The 4105-nt window shown below is 68.6% G+C and carries 5 protein-coding genes; 4 read left to right on the top strand and 1 reads right to left on the bottom strand.

What is annotated here, in order from left to right; genetic code table 11:
• Nucleotides 1-86 precede the first annotated feature (86 nt).
• From AC1DY5_RS44950 to AC1DY5_RS44940, 3 genes are read left to right on the top strand one after another with little or no spacing between them, the layout of a single operon-like run.
• Nucleotides 87-1502, top strand: coding sequence for a sensor histidine kinase (locus AC1DY5_RS44950; RefSeq protein WP_478120875.1), 1416 nt, complete (start codon nt 87-89; stop codon nt 1500-1502).
• Nucleotides 1503-1506: 4 nt separating this feature from the next.
• Nucleotides 1507-1935: an RNA-binding S4 domain-containing protein gene (locus AC1DY5_RS44945; protein WP_478120874.1), complete on the top strand. Its 429-nt coding sequence runs from the start codon at nt 1507-1509 to the stop codon at nt 1933-1935.
• A 14-nt stretch (nt 1936-1949) separates the two neighbouring features.
• On the top strand, nt 1950-2756 hold the full coding sequence (locus AC1DY5_RS44940) for a PPK2 family polyphosphate kinase (protein ID WP_478120873.1): 807 nt from the start codon (nt 1950-1952) through the stop codon (nt 2754-2756).
• Between the two features lie 84 nt (nt 2757-2840).
• Here AC1DY5_RS44940 and AC1DY5_RS44935 read toward each other — a convergent pair whose 3' ends face one another.
• Nucleotides 2841-3008, bottom strand: coding sequence for a hypothetical protein (locus AC1DY5_RS44935; protein ID WP_478120872.1), 168 nt, complete (start codon nt 3006-3008; stop codon nt 2841-2843).
• A gap of 187 nt (nt 3009-3195) precedes the next feature.
• Between AC1DY5_RS44935 and AC1DY5_RS44930 the strand changes: the two genes are divergently transcribed.
• Nucleotides 3196-4105 (top strand): hypothetical protein (locus AC1DY5_RS44930; RefSeq protein WP_478120871.1); only part of this gene is annotated, 910 nt, incomplete at its 3' end.

The raw sequence follows: 4105 nt of genomic DNA, 5'->3' as shown, positions 1-4105 counted from the left end.
GTCTACCGGCTGCGCAAGAAGCTCGCAGCCACCGGCGCCACCTTGATGACGCTGCGCGGGCTCGGCTACCTGCTGCGCGAAGAGCCGTGATGCGGGCGGCCTCGCTGCGCGCCCGGCTGCTGCTCGGCATCCTCGGGCCGATCGCGCTGTTCGTCGTCATCAACAGCGTCAGCCTCTACCGCCAGAGCCTGGCCGCCGCCACCACCGCCTACGACCGCACCTTGCTGGCCTCGGCCAAGACCATCGGCGAGCAGCTCGACGTCGAGGGCTACGACGACGCGGCCTCGCTGCGCGCCATCGTGCCCTATTCCGCGCTCGAGGCCTTCGAGGCCGACAACCAGAGCCGGATGTACTACCGGGTCTCGGCGCTCGACGGCCGGATGGTCTCGGGCTTCGAGGAACTTCCCTTCTGGCGCGGCAAGCTGCCGAACCGTCCGCCTTACGCGGCGCTGGTCGACTTCTACGACGCCGAGTTCCGGGAGATGCCGGTGCGCGTCGCGGTGCTGCTGCAGCCGGTCGCCAGCGGCAACGGCCGCGGCATGGCCGTGGTGCAGGTGGCCGAGACGCTCGAGCTGCGCGAGACGCTGGCGCGCAAGCTGCTCGTCGACACGCTGTGGCGCCAGCTGGTGCTGATGGGCGTGATCGCCGCGGTCACCGTGGTCGTGGTGCAGCGCGCCACCCGGCCGGTGCGCGCCCTCGGCGAGGCGATCCAGGCCCGCGCCGCCGACGACCTGTCGCCGATCGACGCGCCCGATGCGCCGCGCGAGCTGCGCCCCCTGATCGACGCCACGACCCAGGTGATGGGCCGCCTGCGGCGCCTGCTGGACCACCAGAAGCGCTTCGTGCGCGACAGCGCCCACCAGCTGCGCACGCCGCTCGCGGTGCTCAAGGCGCAGGTGCAGTCGGCGCGTCGCAGTGACGTGCCACCCGACCAAGCGCTGGGCGAGATCAGCGAGACCGTCGAGCGTGCCACCGCGCTCGCCAACCAGATGCTGTCGCTGGCCAAGGTCGAGCAGCTGCGCCAGCAGCCGGAGTCGATAACCCTGGACCTGGCCGAGGCGGTGCGCGCCGTCGCGCTCGACCTGTCGCCGCTGGTCGCCGACAAGGCACTCGATTTCGAGCTCTCCACCGGCCCGGCGCCGGTGCCGGTGCGCGCCCACCTCTGGATGCTGCAGGAGCTCACGCGCAATCTGCTGCACAACGCGATCAAGCACAGCCCGTGCGAGGCCATGCTGACGGTCCGGGTGGGGGCCGAGGGCGACGAGGCGCTGCTGCGGATCAGCGACCAGGGCCGCGGCATCTCCGAGGAACTGCGGCAACGGCTGTTCGCGCCCTTCGCGGCTGGCGACGTGGCCAGCGGCTCCGGCCTGGGGCTGGCGATCTGCCACGAGATCGTGTTGGCGCTGGGCGGCAGCATCGCGCTGCGGAACCGGGAAGCCGGCGGACGCACCGTCGGCCTCGATGCTGTCGTGCGAATCCCGCTGGCGCGCGACAATGGCTGAACTCATGGACCGTCTCCGCATCGACAAATGGCTCTGGGCCGCGCGCTTCTTCAAGACGCGGTCGCTGGCCGCCGACGAGATCGGCAAGAACCGCGTGCAGGTCAACGGCGATGTCGCCAAGGCCTCACGCGAGGTCAAGGTGGGCGACACCGTGACGATGCGGCTCGGCAGCGTGTCGCGCGTGGTGTGGGTGCGTGGCATCAGCGGCCAGCGCGGCCCGGCCCCGGTGGCGCAGAAGCTCTACGAAGAAACGCCCGACAGCCTGGCGGCGCTTGCCGCGGCCCGCGAACAGCGCCGGCTCGGCAGCGAGCCGGCACTGAGCATCGAGCAGGGCCGTCCCACCAAGCGCGACCGGCGCGAGCTCGACGGCGCCCGGCGCGCCGACTGGGACAGCCGCTGGAGCGCCTCGATCGCACCCGACGACGACGAATAAAGGAACCCTCGCCCATGGCCAGCTTCAGGAAGTACCGCGTCGGCAGCAAGTTCAGGCTGGGCGCCATCGATCCCRCCGCCACGCCCTTTCTCGACGGCAACGAGGCGGACCAGCGCGCGCAGCTCGACACACTGGCGATCGAGCTCGACCGGCTGCAGAACCTGCTGCACGCCGAGGGCCGGCGCAAGCTGCTGCTGGTGCTGCAGGGCCTAGATACCAGCGGCAAAGACGGCACCATTCGGTGGGTCTTCGCGCGCACCTCGCCGCTCGGCGTCAAGGTGACCGCCTTCAAGGCCCCGACCGAGAACGAGAGCGCACACGACTTCCTCTGGCGCTGCCATGCGGTGGTGCCACGAGCCGGCGAGATCACGGTCTGGAACCGCAGCCACTACGAGGACGTGCTGGTGCCAGTGGTCGGCGGCAGCATCGACCGCAACGAGACCCGGCGGCGCTATGCGCGGATCAATGATTTCGAGCGGCTCCTCACGGAAACCGGCACCGTGGTCGTGAAGTGCATGCTGCACATCAGCAAGGACGAGCAGCGCATGCGCCTGCAGGCCCGGGTCGACGACCTCGACAAGCAATGGAAGTTCTCGCTGGGCGACCTCGAGGTCCGCAAGCAGTGGGATGCCTACCAGGCCGCCTACGAAAAAGCGCTGGTCGCCACGTCGACCGACGACGCGCCCTGGCATGTCATCCCGGCCGACAACAAGCATCACCGCAATCTGATGATCGCCAGACTGCTGGTGAAGACGCTCAAGGGGATGAAGCTGCGCGTGCCGCCCGCCGATCCGGCCCTGACGGGGCTGGTGGTCGAATAGCGGGCTGTGTGAGTGGGGGCGGACTCACGCCAAGGGCATCCCCGCACGTCCCCGTTCCGAATCTCGCGCGCGATCTGAGCGGACTCAGAACTTCGGCACGATGCCGTAGGCGATGATCGCCAGGAAGCCGACGATGCCGACCATCATCAGCACCGGGCCCCACTTGCGCTCCCGCCAGGCGAAGCCGACGGTCATGATGGCCGCGAAGGTGACGGCGACGACGGAAGCGAGTTCCAGGGTGAATTCGGGCATGGCCGGATGGTACCCGGCGTCCCGCCGCTGTCCGGGACGCCAGGACGCCGGCACTGCCGTGGCTTTCTCGGTGTTTGGCAACACCTACCGGCCATCCCACCGGCCCAAAGGGCTCCGCGGCCGCCAGAGCAGTTCATCCCCAAACCGAAGGTGTCGGGGCGAACGGCGATGGCATAGAGTGAATCGCATGAAGCCGCATCGCAAGGGCTATCGCCTCCCCGTCGCTCTCAGCGCACTCGCGCTTGTTGCATGTGCCGGCATCACTGAGGCGCAAGTAAGGGGCGAGGTCGCACCTGATCCGCCACCTGCCGGAAGGGCGGGCGCGCCGCAAGGAAGGAGCGAGGGCACACCCAATCTGCCCCCTCCCCGACGGGCTGGCGGCAGAGAGGCTGCAGCCGAAGGCGCCGCGGTCGGGCTCGGGATCGGGCTCGCGCTCGGTGCGCTGGCGAGGGGTGCGGGCGCCGCACCACAGGCGACCCAGGGCGACGAGACCCTCAGGGAGTCCAATCGATCGCTGAACGCACAGAACCAGCAGTTGCGCCAAACCATTGAGACGCTGAATGCACAGATGCTGCAATTGCGCCGAACCATCGAGGCGCTGAATGCGCGGATCGTCGCGCTCGGGGCTGCCGATGCTGCGGCGAGCTCCGCGAAGCAAAGAGAGCAGGCACAGAGCGTCAAGGCCGAAAGAGACGCGAATCAACTGCAAGCTGCTAATCGGGTTATGCAAAGCCAGATCAGCGACCTCTCGAAGGAGATCGAAACGCTCCGAGCGCAAGTCGCAACTGCGACGACCCGACTCAACGAAGCAACTCAAGCACTCGCGCAGTCGAAGATTGATTACGCGAACACAGTGCAGGCCATTGAAACCGCCAACCAACGCATCGCGGACCGAGATCGAGAGGCACAAAGGCAGCGCAACGAGCTGGCGGCAACAACCACTCGCGCTCGGCAGATTGAAGAACAGACGCGGCGCCTGCAGATCGCGCTCGCGAYTGCGCAGCGTGAGCGCTGGTCATGGGCGGCCCTGTTCGCGATGCTTGGCGCTGGTCTCGCAGCGGCGGCCGTTAGACTGTGGTGGCCCAAGTCGATCCACG

Source organism: Variovorax sp. P4_D9 (assembly GCF_056401695.1).
This window is presented reverse-complemented; position numbering and strand designations above follow the sequence as displayed.

Excerpts from the sequence above, each read along its gene's own strand:
- AC1DY5_RS44945 (WP_478120874.1), top strand. The coding sequence starts at position 1,507 with ATGGACCGTCTCCGCATCGACAAATGGCTCTGGGCCGCGCGCTTCTTC.
- AC1DY5_RS44935 (WP_478120872.1), bottom strand. The coding sequence starts at position 3,008 with ATGCCCGAATTCACCCTGGAACTCGCTTCCGTCGTCGCCGTCACCTTC.